The 14,236-nt window shown below is 70.9% G+C and carries 16 protein-coding genes; 15 read left to right on the forward strand and 1 reads right to left on the reverse strand.

What is annotated here, in order from left to right:
- Positions 1 to 34 precede the first annotated feature (34 nt).
- Positions 35 to 1,672 carry a chitinase gene (locus ACFYM2_RS28440; protein ID WP_388840286.1) on the reverse strand — a complete coding sequence of 546 codons (1,638 nt, stop codon included), beginning with the start codon at positions 1,670 to 1,672 and terminating at the stop codon, positions 35 to 37.
- Positions 1,673 to 2,165: 493 nt separating this feature from the next.
- Between ACFYM2_RS28440 and ACFYM2_RS28445 the strand changes: the two genes are divergently transcribed.
- The 15 genes from ACFYM2_RS28445 (at position 2,166) to ACFYM2_RS28515 (ending at position 14,132) form a co-directional block, all read left to right on the forward strand.
- Positions 2,166 to 3,092: a hypothetical protein gene (locus ACFYM2_RS28445; protein WP_388456633.1), complete on the forward strand. Its 927-nt coding sequence runs from the start codon at positions 2,166 to 2,168 to the stop codon at positions 3,090 to 3,092.
- 72 nt (positions 3,093 to 3,164) lie between these two features.
- A complete protein-coding gene (cpaB, locus tag ACFYM2_RS28450) occupies positions 3,165 to 3,872 on the forward strand; it encodes a Flp pilus assembly protein CpaB (RefSeq protein ID WP_359003838.1) in 708 nt (235 codons plus the stop codon).
- Positions 3,873 to 3,879: 7 nt separating this feature from the next.
- Positions 3,880 to 5,118, forward strand: a complete 1,239-nt coding sequence (locus ACFYM2_RS28455; protein WP_388840186.1) for a CpaE family protein — start codon at positions 3,880 to 3,882, stop codon at positions 5,116 to 5,118.
- Positions 5,118 to 5,534 (forward strand): TadE/TadG family type IV pilus assembly protein, encoded by a 417-nt coding sequence (locus ACFYM2_RS28460; protein WP_388840189.1) that lies wholly within the window; start codon positions 5,118 to 5,120, stop codon positions 5,532 to 5,534. The genes ACFYM2_RS28455 and ACFYM2_RS28460 overlap by 1 nt, the downstream gene beginning before the upstream one ends.
- A gap of 3 nt (positions 5,535 to 5,537) precedes the next feature.
- Positions 5,538 to 5,933 (forward strand): hypothetical protein, encoded by a 396-nt coding sequence (locus ACFYM2_RS28465; RefSeq protein WP_359003847.1) that lies wholly within the window; start codon positions 5,538 to 5,540, stop codon positions 5,931 to 5,933.
- A 25-nt stretch (positions 5,934 to 5,958) separates the two neighbouring features.
- Complete coding sequence (locus tag ACFYM2_RS28470) at positions 5,959 to 7,296, forward strand: CpaF family protein (protein ID WP_350232387.1); 1,338 nt, start codon at positions 5,959 to 5,961, stop codon at positions 7,294 to 7,296.
- Between the two features lie 60 nt (positions 7,297 to 7,356).
- Positions 7,357 to 8,292: a type II secretion system F family protein gene (locus tag ACFYM2_RS28475; RefSeq protein WP_359003850.1), complete on the forward strand. Its 936-nt coding sequence runs from the start codon at positions 7,357 to 7,359 to the stop codon at positions 8,290 to 8,292.
- A 76-nt stretch (positions 8,293 to 8,368) separates the two neighbouring features.
- Positions 8,369 to 9,262, forward strand: coding sequence for a DUF5936 domain-containing protein (locus ACFYM2_RS28480; protein WP_359003853.1), 894 nt, complete (start codon positions 8,369 to 8,371; stop codon positions 9,260 to 9,262).
- Positions 9,263 to 9,297: 35 nt separating this feature from the next.
- Positions 9,298 to 10,593 carry a sensor histidine kinase gene (locus tag ACFYM2_RS28485; RefSeq protein ID WP_388840192.1) on the forward strand — a complete coding sequence of 432 codons (1,296 nt, stop codon included), beginning with the start codon at positions 9,298 to 9,300 and terminating at the stop codon, positions 10,591 to 10,593.
- 104 nt (positions 10,594 to 10,697) lie between these two features.
- Entirely contained in the window at positions 10,698 to 11,492 is a 795-nt protein-coding gene (locus tag ACFYM2_RS28490; RefSeq protein ID WP_388840290.1) for a response regulator, read from the forward strand.
- Positions 11,493 to 11,563: 71 nt separating this feature from the next.
- Positions 11,564 to 11,863, forward strand: coding sequence for a hypothetical protein (locus ACFYM2_RS28495; RefSeq protein WP_359003859.1), 300 nt, complete (start codon positions 11,564 to 11,566; stop codon positions 11,861 to 11,863).
- Positions 11,864 to 11,871: 8 nt separating this feature from the next.
- Positions 11,872 to 12,522, forward strand: coding sequence for a pilus assembly protein TadG-related protein (locus ACFYM2_RS28500; RefSeq protein ID WP_359003899.1), 651 nt, complete (start codon positions 11,872 to 11,874; stop codon positions 12,520 to 12,522).
- A gap of 30 nt (positions 12,523 to 12,552) precedes the next feature.
- Positions 12,553 to 13,146, forward strand: a complete 594-nt coding sequence (locus ACFYM2_RS28505) for a hypothetical protein (RefSeq protein WP_359003862.1) — start codon at positions 12,553 to 12,555, stop codon at positions 13,144 to 13,146.
- Between the two features lie 7 nt (positions 13,147 to 13,153).
- Positions 13,154 to 13,774 carry an OmpA family protein gene (locus ACFYM2_RS28510; protein WP_359003864.1) on the forward strand — a complete coding sequence of 207 codons (621 nt, stop codon included), beginning with the start codon at positions 13,154 to 13,156 and terminating at the stop codon, positions 13,772 to 13,774.
- A 235-nt stretch (positions 13,775 to 14,009) separates the two neighbouring features.
- The gene (locus ACFYM2_RS28515; RefSeq protein ID WP_359003867.1) at positions 14,010 to 14,132 is read left to right on the forward strand and encodes a hypothetical protein; all 123 of its coding nucleotides are present in this window, start codon (positions 14,010 to 14,012) and stop codon (positions 14,130 to 14,132) included.
- The last annotated feature ends 104 nt before the right edge of the window (positions 14,133 to 14,236 follow it).

Here is a 14,236-nt window from a genome sequence, read left to right on the forward strand (position 1 = left end):
GCACAGGGGGCGCCGCCGACGTGTGGGGTGGTGGTTACGGCAGGGCGTGGACGTGCGGCCCGACCGCGTTGGACCAGGCGTTGCCCGCGGTGGCGTCCCAGTTGGTGGACCAGGTCATCGCGCCGCGCAGGGAGGGGTAGGTCTTGGCCGGGTGGAAGGTGCCGCAGCTGGTGCCCTTGGTCAGGCAGTCGAGAGCCGCGTTCACCACGGACGGCGACACATAGCCGCTGCCCGCGCCGGACGTGGAGGCCGGGACCCCGAGACCGACCTGGGAGGGGTCGAGCCCGCCCTGGAGCTGGATGCAGGCCAGCGCGGTCAGGAAGTCGACCGTGCCCTGGGAGTAGACGTTGCCGTCGCAGCCGTTCATCGAACCACTGTTGTAATACTGCATGTTGACGACGGTCAGGATGTCCTTGATGTTGAGCGCCGTCTTGAAGTACTCGTTCGAGGGGGACTGCATGTCGATGGTCTGCGGCGCCATCGTGATGACGGTCTTCGCGCCGCCCTTCGCCGCGATCGCCTTCAACGCCTGTGTCATGTAGGTGGAGTTGAGCCCGTTCTCCAGATCGATGTCGACACCGTCGAAGCCGTACGTCTGCATCAGCGCGTAGACGGAGTTGGCGAAGTTGTTCGCCGAGGTGGAGTCGCCCACGGAGATCGTGCCGTTCTGGCCGCCGATGGAGATGACGACGGACTTGCCTGCGGCGTGCTTGGCGGCGATGTCGGCCTTGAACTGGTCGACCGTGTAGCCGCCGAGTCCGGCCGAGTCGAGGGTGAAACTGACCGCGCCCGGGGTGCTGGTGGCGTCCGCGAAGGCGACGGCGATGATGTCGTAGTTCGCCGGCACGTCGCTGAGCTTCTGCACGGTGGCGCCGTTGTTGAAGTTCTGCCAGTAGCCGGTCACCGCGTGCTTGGGCACGGCGCCGCCGCCGGGCGGAGTGCCGCCCGATGCCGAGGTCGTGGCGGTGACGGCGGCCGACTTGGGCGACTCGCCCGCGGCGTTGGTCGCACTCACCTGGAACTGGTACGAGGTGGACGCGCTCAGATTGGTCACGGTCGCCGAACTGCCCGTAACTGACTGCACCTTGGTGCCGCCCTGGTAGACGTTGTACCCGCTGGCGCCGGACACCGAGCCCCAGGACAGGTTCACCGACGAGGAGGTGACCGAGCCGACCGCGAGGCCGCCGGGCGCGGCCGGGACCGTGGGCGCCGGGTCGCCGCCACCGCCGCCGTCGGGCCCGTACACGGATATGTCGTCGGCGTAGTAGGCGGGCTGCCCGTACCAGCCGTGAGTGTAGATCTGCACCGAGGTGGTGGCGGCGCCGGTCTTGAACGTGGTGGTCAGCTGCCCGTACCCGGAGCCGGTGCCGGGCGTCCAGGTCGAGACGTCGGACGTGCCGGTGCCGGTGGCGCCGAGGTAGACGTAACTGCCCTGGACCCAGGCGCTCAGCGTGTACGTCGAGTTGGGCTGGACGGCGACGGTCTGGGCGCACTGGGCGGTGTCCGAGCCCGAGGGCGTGGCCTTGAGGGCGGCGGTCCCGGCGTGCACGGGCGAGGAGACGGTGGCGCCGCTGCCGGCCGAACAGCTCCAGCCACCGAGACCCGCCTCGAATCCGGCGTTTTTCACATTGTTGACGTCGGCCGCCTGAGCGGTGCCGGAGAGCCCGGCCATGGACAGAGCCCCGGCCGCGACCACGGCCAGAGCGAGCCTTGCTTGTCTCGCGCGGTTCACTTGCTGCCTCCGGGAGGGGAGTGGGGAGGACGGGAAAGCGGGACGCGTCCGAGAAGTGGGGGCGGGCGTCCTGGTCGCACAAGATGGTCCAGACCAATTGGGTTGTCAAGGGGGTGGGGAGGGGTCGGGGGTGGGAAAGCGGAAGCCCGCCGCCGGGGGCACCGCCGTGGCGGAGGGGCAGCCAAAGGGTTGCTTCCGGCCGCGACTTGGCCGACTTCGCGCGTATCTCCCGCCCCACCCGCCCCAAAGTCGGCCGCCGGAGCACACAGAAGGGAGAAGACGGTTCTCCCGCCGGTAGGTCGTGGATAAAGTGCTGATGCAGGTGGGAATCGCAGTGATCAGTTGCGGTCGTGAGGGCTCGCCCGGGCTCGCGCGGCCGAGGAGACGGGGGCCACCCGGTGGCGACCGCGATCAGTGAACGGGGGCCCGCGACGTGCCGACCGCGATAGCCGTCACCAGCCCCGATCTGGTGCTGGCGCCGACCGACCCGGGGACGCCGCTCGCGGCGCTGCTCCCGTCACCCGGCGCCCAGCCCCTCGACGCGGCGCTCGCCGACACGCACCGGCTCGTGGAGCAGCACGGATACGTCATCGCCCTGTATCCGGCCTCCCTCGACGCTGCCCATGAACACCGGCTGCACACCGTGCGGTCGCTGCTGGAGACCGACCGGATCGCGCTGATCAAATCCGGCCTGCCGCCTCTGGGACTCGCCGTTCTGGTACGGCAGTTGCGGCAGCTGTCGGCCTGCGACTTCAGCCCCGGCGTGCTCGCGTCGGCGGCCCGGCTGCTCTCGCACTACATCTACGCGGGCGCCGTCCTGAACTCGGTGACCCATGTCGACCGGATCCCGGTCGGCCTCACCGCGCACGCCAGATCCTGGGTGCCCGGCAGTCAGTTCGCCGTGCTCGCCAACCCCCGGCCCCAGCTGGTCAAGGTCGGCCCCGCGGCCACCCTCACCGGCCCCGACTTCGCCTCCGCGCTCCTGGTGGCCAGGGGCGCCGTCGGCGCCGACTGGGTCACCACCGCGCTCGCCCCGGCCTGGCGGGTGGGCGCCGTACAGGAAACGGGCCCGCCCGCCGACTCGGCCACCTGGTGGGGCACCGGCAGACTGACCGAGTTCGTGGCCCACCTGCCGGACCTCTCGGTCCTCTACCAGCTCGTCGCCTCCGTACGGCGCGAACAGTGCCGCTGGTGCGCCATGGAGCTGATCGGCGACCGCTGCGGGTTCTGCGCCTCACCCCAGCCGGCCGAGGACCGGCACACCGCCCCCGACGGCGCCACGCTCGCCCCCGCCCCCGCCCACCGGGCCCGCCCGCTCACCCGGGCCGAACGCCGCCGCGCCATCTCGCCGGGCCCCTGACCCCCCACCCCGCGCCAGCAGCCCGCCACTTGCCCGCTCTGCCCCACGTCAGCGAACGAGGTCGTACGGTCAATGAACTCCCGCCAGCGCCGCGGCATCATCCTTCTTCTCCTCTCGGTCCTGTGCGCCCTCGGCGCCTTCGCCGGGGTGCTCGCGGTGATCAGCGACGTGGACTCCAAGGTGGGACCCGAGGTGACGGCGTACAGACTCAAGGACGACATAGACGCCTACGCGCCCCTGACGGCCGCCCAGTTCGAGAAGACGAGCATGCCCAAGCGCTGGCTCTCCCGGGGCGCGGTGACCGACCTCTCCGACGTCGTGGGCAAGATGGCCGCCACCCACCTCACCAAGGGCTCGCTGCTCCAGGACGGCATGTTCACCGACCGGCCCCAACTCAAGCCCGGCGAACAGGAGATCGCCATCATGATCGACGCGTCGACCGGTGTCGCCGGAAAGATCAACGGGAACGACAGCGTCAACATCTTCGCCACCTTCGCCGCCACCAAGCAGGGCGACACCGCCGAGTCCAAGCTCATCGTGGCGAACGCCCGGGTCATTCAGGTGGGCGCGGTCCAGTCGCTCAGCCCCAACTCCTCCGACAAGAACCAGGCGACCCAGGCCGTCCCCATCACGTTCGCCCTCAGCACCCTGGACGCCCAGCGGGTCGCCTACGCCGAGTCGTTCGCCACCCATGTCCGCCTCGCGCTCGTCGGCCGCGGCAACGGCGACAGCGCGATCCCGCCCGGTGACCGTACGTACCGGCTCGAAAAGGACCAGTGAGGCGCGGATGACCACTCGTATCCTGCCGGCCGTCGCCGATGCCGAGGCCGCCCGATCCGTCACCACCCTGCTCAGCCAGCTCCCCGACGCCGAACCGTCGATGCCCGTCAGCGACTCCACGCAGCTGCTCGACACCCTGGCCAGGCTGGCGGGGGAGTCCCTGGACGAACTCCCCGAGGTCATCCTCGTCCATGAACGCATCGGACCGCTCCCGGCCCTGGAACTCGTGCGTGAGGTCGCCCTGCGCTTTCCCGCCGTCGGCGTCGTCCTGATCTCATCCGACGCGGGGCCCGCCGTCTTCTCGGCCGCCATGGACTGCGGGGCCCGCGGCCTGATCGCGCTGCCGCTGTCCTACGAAGAACTCGCCGCACGCGTCCAGGCGGCCGCCCAGTGGTCCGCCGGCGTACGCCGCCACCTCGGCGCGAACCTCGACGTGTTCACCGGTCCCGGCGGCACCGTCACCACCGTCACGGGGGCCAAGGGCGGCGTCGGGACCACCCTGGTCGCCGTCCAACTCGCCCTCGCCGCACGGGCGTCGGGCCGCACCACCGTCCTGGTCGACATGGACCTCCAGGCCGGTGACGTCGCCTCCTACCTCGACGTCCACTTCCGGCGCTCCATCGCCGACCTCGCCGCGATCACCGACATCTCGCCCCGCGTCCTGGCCGACGCCGTCTTCAACCACGAGAGCGGGCTCGCGCTGCTGCTCGCCCCCGGCGAGGGGGAGCGCGGCGAGGACGTCACCGAGCGGGCCGCCCGCCAGATCACCGGCGCGCTGCGCACCCGGTACGAGGCCGTCATCGTGGACTGCGGCAGCCAGCTGACCGCGGCGAACGCGGCCGTGGTGGAGATGGCCGACGTGGCGCTCCTCGTCACCACCCCCGACGTCGTGTCGGTGCGGGGCGCCAAACGCACCGTACGGATGTGGGACCGGCTCCAGATCCGCAAGGCCGAGGAGACCACCACCGTGGTCAACCGGCACACCCGTACCACCGAGATCCAGCCCCCGCTCGTCCAGAAGATCACCGGCACCAAGGTCGCCCAGACCGCCGTGCCGGCCCACTTCAAGGAGTTGCAGTCCGCCGTCGACGCGGGCCGCCTGCACGACCTCGACCACAAGAGCACCGTCAGACAGGCCCTGTGGGAGCTGGCCGGAGAGCTCGGGCTGCTCAAGGCCCCCGAGAGCAGGACCAAGGCGCGGGCCTCGCGCGGTGCCGGGCTCGTCCTGCGGCGCAGGGGCGGCTGATGCGTCCCGCGAGGCAGGCGTGGAGGGCGGGCCCCGCGCGGCGGTTACCGGTCCGTGCGGACGAGCGGGACGCGGGACAGACCCTCATCGAGTTCGTCGGCGTGCTTCCGCTGATCCTGCTGCTGCTCGTCGCGCTGTGGCAGTGCGCCCTGGTCGGCTACACCTTCGTGCTGGCGGGCAACGCGGCGGACGAGGGGGCACGGTCCGGGGCGGCGGCGACGGGCGACGCGGACGGCGCGTGCCGCACGGCGGCCCTGCGCGAGCTGCCCTCGTCCTTCGACGGCGCCCCCGACTGCCACGACGAAGGGACCGGCATGTACCGGGCCACCGTCACCCTGAGGATCCCCGTCCTCATCCCGGGCGTCCTCAACGGATTTCCCGTCGACGGCACCGCCGCCCATGTGAAGGAGCGCTGAGCCGTGCGCGTCCACACCCACCGAGCGCGCGCCGACCGGGGCCAAGTGGCCCTGGAATACATCGGGTTCGTGGCTATCGTGCTGCTCGTCGGCCTCGCCGCGATCCAGCTCGGCGTCGCCGCGTACGCCGCGAACCAGGCCGGCACGGGGGCGCGGGCGGCGGCGCGCGCGGCCAGCCTCGACGACCCGGCGCCGGGCGGGCCGCGCCTGGATCCCGTGGCCGCCGGGACGGCCGCGGTCAGCGGGTGGCTCAAGCCACGGGTCGCGCCCGCCGGTGGCGGCGGCGACGCGGTGGCCTACACCGTCACCCTCACCATTCCCAGCGTCATTCCCGGCATCGGCGACTTCGGCACCACCACCCGCACGTCCACCATGCCGAAGCTGCACGCCCACCCCTGACCCGAGACGACTGGAGACGAGGCACATGAGTCTGCGGGCACGCATCGCGGTCCCCGAGGAGTCCGGCGCCGGGCGGGAGGACGGCCATCTGGTCGCCTCCTACCGGTCCAAGCTCCTGGAGGAGATCGACCTCGCGGAGATGTCCGCGCTGGCCGCCGCCGAGCGCCGGGCCCGCCTTGAGCGGGTGCTCGGGCACATCATCAGCCGCGAGGGACCGGTCCTGTCCACCGCCGAGCGGGCCCAGCTGATCCGCCGGGTGGTCGACGAAGCGCTCGGCCTCGGCATCCTGGAGCCCCTTCTCGAAGACGCCTCCATCACCGAAATCATGGTCAACGGGCCCGACCAGGTCTTCGTGGAGCGCGGCGGCCGGGTGGAGCAACTGCCGCTGCGGTTCGCCTCGCACGAACAGCTGATGCAGACGATCGAGCGGATCGTGTCCACCGTGAACCGCCGCGTGGACGAGTCCAACCCGATGGTGGACGCCCGGCTCCCCTCGGGCGAACGCGTCAACGTGATCATCCCGCCGCTCTCGCTGACCGGAGCGACGCTCACCATCCGGCGCTTCCCGAGGTCGTTCACGCTCCAGGAGATGATCACCTTCGGCTCGCTCGACGAGCACATGCTGCTGCTGCTCGCCGGGCTCGTGCAGGCCCGGTTCAACATCATCGTGTCCGGCGCCACCGGCACCGGCAAGACCACCCTCCTCAACGCCCTCTCCGGCCTGATCCCGCCGCACGAGCGCATCATCACCATCGAGGACTCCGCCGAGCTCCAGCTCCAGCAGGCCCATGTGATCCGGCTGGAATCCCGGCCCCCGAACGTCGAGGGCAAGGGCCACATCTCCATCCGCGACCTCGTCCGCAACTCGCTGCGCATGCGCCCCGACCGCATCGTGGTCGGTGAGGTCCGCGGCGGTGAATCGCTCGACATGCTCCAGGCCATGTCCACCGGTCACGACGGCTCGCTCGCCACCGTCCACGCCAACAGCGCCGAGGACGCTCTCATGCGCCTCCAGACACTGGCCTCGATGTCGGAGGTCGAGGTCCCCTTCGAGGCCCTGCACGACCAGATCAACTCGGCCGTCGACGTCATCGTCCAGCTCACCCGGCACGCCGACGGCGCCCGCAAGATCACCGAGATCGCCCTCCTCGAATCGCACGGCCGCGACCCGTACCGCATCACCACCGTCTGCCGCTTCGACGCCCAGCCCATGGCCGCCGACGGCGTCATCCACGGCCGCTTCCGGTACTTCCCGCTGCCCCGCCGCGTCGCCGACCGCCTCTACCTCGCCAACCAGCCCGTCCCGCAGGCGTACGGAGTCGCCGCCGACGCCGAACAGCTCGCCGTCCGCCACGCCACCTGACCCCGCCCCCACTTCGCCGATCGAGCCGCCCGCCCACCCCGACCGACAGGGAACGCGCAGATGAACCTCTCCTTCCTCACGCTCGGCGTCACCATCATCGCCGGGGTGCTGGCGGTCCTGGGGCTGCGCTCCTACGGGGCGGGCCGCGCCCAGCGCCACGCCCTCATCGACCGGCTCAGCAACCCGGGCCCCCAGGCGGCGACCGGGCGCCACCGCCCGTTCCAAGGCGTGGACCGTCGGCTGCGCGGCACGAAGCTGGGCCACCGCCTCGACCGGAAACTGGCCGCGACCGGCCTCGACGTGACCCCTGGCGAGTTCTTCGTGTACATGCTGGCGGGGGTGGCCGCGCTGTGGCTGATCGCCGCGTCCGTCCTCGCCTCCTTCTTCGGCCCGCTCGCGGGCCTCGCCGCGCTGTGGGGCGCCAACTCCTTCCTCAACTGGCAGCGCCAGAAACGCATCGAGCGCTTCATCAACCAGCTGCCCGAGCTCTCCCGCATCCTGGCCAACGCCACCCAGGCCGGCCTCGCGCTGCGCACCGCCATCGCCATGGCGGCCGAGGAGATGGAGGCGCCGGCGGGCGAGGAGCTGGGCCGGGTCACCGACCGGCTCGCCGTCGGGGAGTCCCTGGACGACGCCCTCGGCGAGATCGCCGACAGACTGCCCTCGCGTGAACTGGTCGTCCTGGTGACGACGTTGGTGCTCGCCAACCGCGCGGGCGGCACCGTCGTCAGCTCGCTGCGCAACCTCACCACCACCCTGGAGGAGCGCAAGGAGACCCGGCGGGAGGTACGCACCACACTGGCCCAGGTGACGGTCACCGCGTACGCCGTACCCGGCTTCGGCATGGCCGCGCTGCTCATGCTGAACGCGGTGATGCCGGGCGCGCTCGACCGGATGACGGGGGCCTTCCTCGGGCAGGTGGCGGTCCTGGTCTCGATCGCCCTGTACGCCCTCGGATTCTTCGTGGTCCGCCGCCTGTCCCGCATCGACGTATGAGCCAGCACGATCCGCGATCCGCCTCACACAGATCCGCCGCACAGAGATCCGCCACACAGAGGGGAGTGAGCGACCCATGGGACTGCTCTTCGCGGCCCTGATGGGCCTGAGCGTGTACGGGATGTTCCACGGCATCCGCGTGTACCGGGCCGAGGTGAAGCTTCCGAGCGACCTCTCGGTGGCCCTTGAGGTCGGTGCGACCCGCACCACGGCCGTCGGCTCTGCCGTCGACCGCCTCGGCATGCGCTGGGCGCCGGCCGTGCTGCGGATGATGGGCCCCGAGCGGGTCGCGCGCAAGCGCCGCCGGATCGACCTCGCGGGCAACCCCGGCGGCCTGACCCTGGACCGGTACGCGGCCCGGCGGGCGGTGTACGGAGCGCTCGGTACGGCCGCCGCGCTGATCATGCTGCTCGAAGGGCACTGGATCATCGCCGTGCTGATGGTGGCCTTCGCCCTGTTCTGGGTGGAGGCGGGCATCTGGTCGGCGGTCCGGGTGCGCCGCGACCACATCGAGCGCACCCTGCCCGACTTCCTGGACGTACTCGCCGTCGTCGTCAGCGCAGGCCTCGGCTTCCGCCAGGCCCTCGACCGGGTCGCCGACAAGTACGAGGGGCCCTGGGCGGACGAATTGCGCATCACCCTGCGCCAGATGGACATGGGCGTCAGCCGCCGCCAGGCCTTCGAGGAGCTGCGCAAGCGCAACGACTCCGAGCAGGTCGCGATGTTCGTGACCGCGCTCCAGCAGGGCGAGGAACTGGGCGCGCCCATCGTCGAGACGCTGATAGCGATCGCCGCCGACATGCGCCGCACCGACGCGCAGAACGCCCGCCGCAAGGCGGCCCGCGCCGTCCCCAAGGCGACCTTCGCCGTGACGACGTTCCTGCTGCCCGGCACCCTGATCCTGCTCAGCGTGGGCTTCGTGTACGGCGCGAACCTGGACTTCGGGGGCTTCCTCGGAGGACCCAAGTGACCCTTCAACTGGCCGTTCCGGCAAGGGGGCTGAGCATGGCGAGTCCGCGCGCGACGGCTCCGGCCGTGCCGCCCCCCACCCTCGCCCTCCAGGTCAACGCGCTCCAGGCGATGTGCCGCCAGGTGTTCGGCTTCCGCCTGGCGATGATCGCCATCGGCGCCCCTTTCGCGCTGGCCGGCACCGCCAAGGGGGCGCCCGGGGTGCTGGTCGGCTCGGCGGTCCTGGTCACCTTCATGGGCTCGTACGTCCTGTTCCGCGACTGGGAGCGCTTCGGTCCGCTGCTCCTCCACCACCCGTGGCTGCTCGCCGTGGACGCGGTGTTCGGCGCGCTGCTCCTGATCACCGCGACCCCCGAGTCCCCCCTCGGGTACGTCACCATCTGCACGCCTCTGCTGGCCGGCCTGGTCTACGGCTGGCGCGGCGCGGGACTCTTCGCGGGCCTCCAGATGGCCATCTTGGCGTTGGTGTACGCGACGGGTCCTGGCCATCAACTCGCTGACACCTCAGCGCTGTTGCTGCCGGGGTTCTGCGTGATCGCGGGGGCGGTCGGCGTGACGATCCGCAACCTTCTGCTGCGTTTCGGCGCCGCGAGTCAGGCCCTCACGGAGACCCGGGCCCGCCTCGCCGTGCACGACGCGGTGGAGGAGGAACGGGCGCGGCTCGCCCGTGATCTGCACGACTCGGTGGCCAAGACCCTGCACGGACTCGCGCTGGCCGCCGACGGACTGGCCGCGTCGGCCGACCGCTCGGATCCGCGTACGATCCGCCGGCAGGCGGAACTGGTGGCGCGGGCCGCGCGCAGGGCGGCCGCGGAATCGCGGGAGCTTCTGGGCGACCTGCGGCGCGCGCCAGGTGACGTGGACATCCTGGCCGAACTGGCCTCGGCGGTAACGGACTTCACCCGCCGAACCGGAGTGCGAGCACGGTGGGCGGCGCACGGTGGCGGGCCGGCTCCGATGATCCCGGCGACGGTGGCCCACCAGCTCCTGGCGATCGCGAACGAGGCGATGGACAACGCGCACCGGCACGCGGACCCGAGCGACCTGGTGGTGGAGGCGGGCGTGTCGGACCCGCCGGGTCTCGAAGGCGCCGTGCTCCGCCTGAGCGTCAAGGACAACGGCAGGGGCCTGCCGCCCGGCACCACCCTGGACGCCTTGAAACGCACGGGCCACTTCGGTCTGGTGGGCATGGTGGAGCGGGCGGCGGCGATGGGCGCGCGCATCAGGGTGGGCCGGGGCGGCGCGGAGTCGGGAACGGAGGTGCGGGTAGAACTCCCGTTGCCCCCGAGGGCTTCGCGGGAGAACCCGCACGTGTCGCGGTGGGCGGGCTGAACCGGAACGGACTGCCCCGAAACGGGCTGAACCAGAACGGACTGAACGGGAACGGACTGAACCGGAACGGGCTGAACGGGAAGGGAGGCGCCGTGCAGGACGACATCGCGTACCGCACGGGTCGGCGGGGAACGGGCCCGGGCCGGGCGCGGGAGCCGGGCGCCCGCAGCGCGGCGCGGCCGCTGCGGATCGTCGTCGCGGACGACAATCCCGTCGTGCGGGCGGGGCTGGCCGCGCTGCTGCACGGGCGTCACGACATCGAGGTGGCCGCGGAGGCCGCCGACGGCCGTGAGGCGCACGAGGCCGCCGTGCGGCACCGCCCGGACGTGATCCTGCTCGACGTGCACATGCCCGGCACCGACGGCCTGACGGCGCTCCCGCACCTGGTGCGGCTGGCTCCCGTCCTGATGCTGACGTACAGCCGCGAGAGCGAGATCGTCCGGGCGGCGCTGCGGCTCGGCGCCGGGGGATATCTGGTCCATGGCGAGTTCACGGCGGACGAACTGGCCGCGTCGGTACGGGGGATGAGAGAGGGCCGGGCCGCCTTCACCGCCACGGCGGCGAACGCGCTCCTCGCCCATCTGCGCGAACAGCAGGACCCGGAGTCCGTAACCTCCATTTCCGCTCCATCCCTTTCGCAACTGCAATCGGTTGTGGCACAGTCTTCAACTGCGCGACGGGCGACGGGCGTGCGCAACAGGCAAGCGTTCAGGCTGAGTTCGCGGGAGGCCGAGGTGATGGAGTTGATCGCGGCGGGCATGAGCAATCAGCAAATCGCGGCCGCGTGCTTCATCAGTGAGAAGACGGTCAAGAACCACATCAACCGCATCTTCGCCAAGCTGCACAGCGCCACGCGCGGCGAGGCGATCGCGTGCTGGCTGGGGGTGTCGGGTGGGTAAGCACCGCACCTGGGCCCGGATTTGGGCCCCAGGGCCCTCGGCGCCCTCCGCGGCCCCGCCGTACGTTCCCGATGACGTACGACGTGACGCCGCAACCGGAGGAGAGCCGCGACATGCCGCAGGACACGCTGCTGAAGACCGCCGTCGCCGCGCAGCTGCGGGTGCGCGACTGGAGGGACACGGCCGTAGCCCGGGTCCAACGCCGTTACGTGTCCTCGGCGGGGCGCGATCGGGGGCAGACCTCGTTCGAGTACCTGGGGATCATCTTGGTGGTGGTGGCGATCATTGGGGGGATCATGGCGACCGGGATCGGGACGTCCATCACCAACAAGATCAAAGAGCAGATCGACAAGATCAAGGCCGGTGGCTGATCCCGTATCTGAGCCAGGACCGAGGGCAGGCCTTCCCCATCTACATCGTGATGGTGGCGGGTCTGCTCTTTCTCGCGTTCGCGTTCTTCGCGGTGGGCCAGGCGTCAGCCACGCGCAACGGTGCTCAGGGCGCCGCTGACGCGGCGGCTCTCGCGGCGGCCCAGCGAGCGCGTGAAGAGCTGGGTCCGAGGGTCCTGGCGGCGCTCATGTCGCCCGGTGGCCCCGCCGGCATCTTCAACGACGGCGCCGTCATCGCTGACGCGCATGACGAGGCCGTCGGCTTCGCCGCCAGGAACCACGCCGACCTGTCGGCTTTCTCCTCTCGCCCCTACGGTGCCGGGCGGTTTGCTTTCACCGTGAGCACCAGAACCCAGTACACCGTGGGGAAATCAGTGATCCCGGGCACCGAGGACGAGCACGGGACCGCCAGCGCGACGGCGGTGATCGAGCTGCGATGCAGCCTCCCGCCCGGTGGCGGGGCCGGCGGTGGTTCCGACAGCGGTCCCGCGCCGATGCCCGAGCCGACGCCCACGACCACGCCGGCTCCCGCGCCGTCTCCCACGCCGGCTCCCGTCACGATCACCTGTGGCGGCCAGGACATGCCCGCCGATCCCATGCCTGATCCGGAAAAGATCTTCACCGTGAAACTGGTCGACTGACAGCAAGCGACGAGCAGAGGAAAGACACCGATGAGCGTTGGGCATGCGGGCAGAGCCCGTAGGGGGGCGGTGGCAGCGGCGCTGGCGGTTGCGCTGGCGTTGGCTGTCGGTGGGTGCGGCGGCGACAGCAAGGATGGCAAGTCGGGCGCGACCGGTGGCGGCAACCAGTCGAACTCGGCCTCCTCGCAGAGTCGGCAACCGGCGTCGCCGCAGCCCGAGTCCACGGCCAAGCTCGCGGAGGCCACGGGCGGGGGCGGGATCGTCCTCACCATCAACAGCGTGACGCGCGACTCGGGCGGTTTCGTCACCGTGTCGGGCCAGCTGAAGAACCCGGGTTCGCAGAACTTCGTCGACACCTCCGGCTGGGTCGGCACGGAGAAGGACGTGCTGGCCAGCGGGGACTCCGTGGCGGGGGCGACGCTGGTCGACAAGGTCGGCAAGAAGCGTTACTACGTGCTGCGCGACACCGGCGGCAAGTGCCTCTGCACGATGGGCATCGTGGGGGTCAAGGCGGGCCAGAGCGTTCCCTTCTTCGCCCAGTTCCCCGCCCCCCCCAACGGCACCAAACAGGTCGACTTCCAACTCCCCACCTTCCCCACCATGACCGTTCCGGTCTCCGGGTGACCACGCCATGACCAGAACCCGGCACGCAGCCGTAGCGTTCGCCGCCGCGCTCGTCCTGACCGTCGGCGCCGGCGCCGCGTACGCCGATGAGACGCCCAGCAGCCCCCCGCTGCCCGGCACCGAGGCGACGAGCGATCCCTCGATGAAGGTCGACGCGACCTCGCCGAACCTGAAGCTCCCCGAGGGCGGCACGCTCGCCGCACCCAAGGTGCTGGACATCAAGTCGATCGTCGAGGACCAGGGCGGTGAGGAGCGCCGCTCGGACACCAACACGAGCGTGACGTTCGCGCTCCAGGCGGAGGTGCTGTTCGCGATGGACAGCGCGGCCCTGTCGTCCGACAGCAACGACCGCATCCAGGGCATCGCCGCGGAGATCAAGAAGCAGAAGGCGACCAGCGTGCGGGTCTTCGGCTTCACGGACAACCTCGGCACGCACGAACACGGCGTGATCCTCTCGAAGGAACGCGCGGACGCCGTGCAGAAGGCGCTCGCCCTCTCCCTCGGACCCGACGTCACCTTCGAGATCCGGGGCTACGCCGAGGACTACCCGATCTCCGACAATTCCACGGAGGACGGCCGCAAGAAGAACCGCCGCGTGGAGGTCAGTTTCACCCGGAGCAACGGCTAGTCGTTCGACGCCCTCTACGTGTGTCGCCATACGCGTGCCGGCGACCGGGCGTGAACTCGGGCCGCCGCCGCATTGCGACGTCCTGAGTACGGGTACTCAGACCGCTTGAGTGATCGCCCGGACGTCTTGGGCCGGCCTGCCCGGCTCACCTCCATGCCGCTGGCCTCAATGGGCGCCAACGCAACCGGGTGAAGCGCCTTCGAGGTCGCGCTTGACCGAGGGGGAGGAGCCACGCATGCCGTGGGACGAGTGGGAGCAGCTGAAGGCGCAAGCGGCCGAGGATTTGCCGCAGGCGCATTTCCTGGGCTTCGACACTCAGGGCATCGGCGGAAACACCAATCGGGCGGCCCCAAGCTGAACAAGAGCAAGGCGAAGACGCTCGAATTAACCGCTGATTCACTGACCGCTGATTCGACGAAGGACCGCTACTCGATCAACGCCGAACTGGTGGTGTCAAGCCCG

The sequence above is a fragment of the Streptomyces sp. NPDC006711 genome, assembly GCF_042869775.1.
Classification (GTDB): Bacteria; Actinomycetota; Actinomycetes; order Streptomycetales; family Streptomycetaceae; genus Streptomyces.

What these genes read in the sequence shown, in the direction of transcription:
- ACFYM2_RS28440 (WP_388840286.1), bottom strand. Translation starts at nt 1,672, where the DNA reads ATGGCCGGGCTCTCCGGCACCGCTCAGGCGGCCGACGTCAACAATGTG.
- cpaB (WP_359003838.1), top strand. Translation starts at nt 3,165, where the DNA reads ATGAACTCCCGCCAGCGCCGCGGCATCATCCTTCTTCTCCTCTCGGTC.
- ACFYM2_RS28455 (WP_388840186.1), top strand. Translation starts at nt 3,880, where the DNA reads ATGACCACTCGTATCCTGCCGGCCGTCGCCGATGCCGAGGCCGCCCGA.
- ACFYM2_RS28460 (WP_388840189.1), top strand. Translation starts at nt 5,118, where the DNA reads ATGCGTCCCGCGAGGCAGGCGTGGAGGGCGGGCCCCGCGCGGCGGTTA.
- ACFYM2_RS28470 (WP_350232387.1), top strand. Translation starts at nt 5,959, where the DNA reads ATGAGTCTGCGGGCACGCATCGCGGTCCCCGAGGAGTCCGGCGCCGGG.
- ACFYM2_RS28475 (WP_359003850.1), top strand. Translation starts at nt 7,357, where the DNA reads ATGAACCTCTCCTTCCTCACGCTCGGCGTCACCATCATCGCCGGGGTG.
- ACFYM2_RS28480 (WP_359003853.1), top strand. Translation starts at nt 8,369, where the DNA reads ATGGGACTGCTCTTCGCGGCCCTGATGGGCCTGAGCGTGTACGGGATG.
- ACFYM2_RS28485 (WP_388840192.1), top strand. Translation starts at nt 9,298, where the DNA reads ATGGCGAGTCCGCGCGCGACGGCTCCGGCCGTGCCGCCCCCCACCCTC.
- ACFYM2_RS28495 (WP_359003859.1), top strand. Translation starts at nt 11,564, where the DNA reads ATGACGTACGACGTGACGCCGCAACCGGAGGAGAGCCGCGACATGCCG.
- ACFYM2_RS28505 (WP_359003862.1), top strand. Translation starts at nt 12,553, where the DNA reads ATGAGCGTTGGGCATGCGGGCAGAGCCCGTAGGGGGGCGGTGGCAGCG.
- ACFYM2_RS28510 (WP_359003864.1), top strand. Translation starts at nt 13,154, where the DNA reads ATGACCAGAACCCGGCACGCAGCCGTAGCGTTCGCCGCCGCGCTCGTC.
- ACFYM2_RS28515 (WP_359003867.1), top strand. Translation starts at nt 14,010, where the DNA reads ATGCCGTGGGACGAGTGGGAGCAGCTGAAGGCGCAAGCGGCCGAGGAT.